Annotated in this window: 1 protein-coding gene; it reads left to right on the top strand. The window is 47.9% G+C overall.

Features of this window, described 5'->3' with window-relative positions; all coding sequences use genetic code 11:
* Window positions 1-746, top strand: a 746-nt coding sequence (locus tag ACWHAR_RS26530) for a thiamine pyrophosphate-binding protein (protein WP_452088355.1), incomplete at both ends; no start/stop codon positions are given.

Genomic DNA, 746 nt, shown 5'->3' with positions numbered 1-746 from the left:
CAGCATTCATGGCCCAAGCAGTCGGCCGTTTAACTGGAAAACCGGGAGTCGTGTTAGTCACATCAGGACCGGGTGCCTCTAACTTGGCAACAGGCCTGCTGACAGCGAACACTGAAGGAGACCCTGTCGTTGCGCTTGCTGGAAACGTGATCCGTGCAGATCGTTTAAAACGGACACATCAATCTTTGGATAATGCGGCGCTATTCCAGCCGATTACAAAATACAGTGTAGAAGTTCAAGATGTAAAAAATATACCGGAAGCTGTTACAAATGCATTTAGGATAGCGTCAGCAGGGCAGGCTGGGGCCGCTTTTGTGAGCTTTCCGCAAGATGTTGTGAATGAAGTCACAAATACGAAAAACGTGCGTGCTGTTGCAGCGCCAAAACTCGGTCCTGCAGCAGATGATGCAATCAGTGCGGCCATAGCAAAAATCCAAACAGCAAAACTTCCTGTCATATTAGTCGGCATGAAAGGCGGAAGACCGGAAGCGATTAAAGCGGTTCGCAAGCTTTTGAAAAAGGTTCAGCTTCCATTTGTTGAAACATATCAGGCTGCCGGTACCCTTTCTAGAGATTTAGAGGATCAGTATTTTGGCCGCATCGGTTTGTTCCGCAACCAGCCTGGCGATTTACTGCTAGAGCAGGCGGATGTTGTTCTGACGATCGGCTATGACCCGATTGAATATGATCCGAAATTCTGGAACGTCAATGGAGACCGGACAATTATCCATTTAGACGAGATTATC

It is taken from the genome of Bacillus sp. LR--39 (genome assembly GCF_053613335.1).
This window is presented reverse-complemented; position numbering and strand designations above follow the sequence as displayed.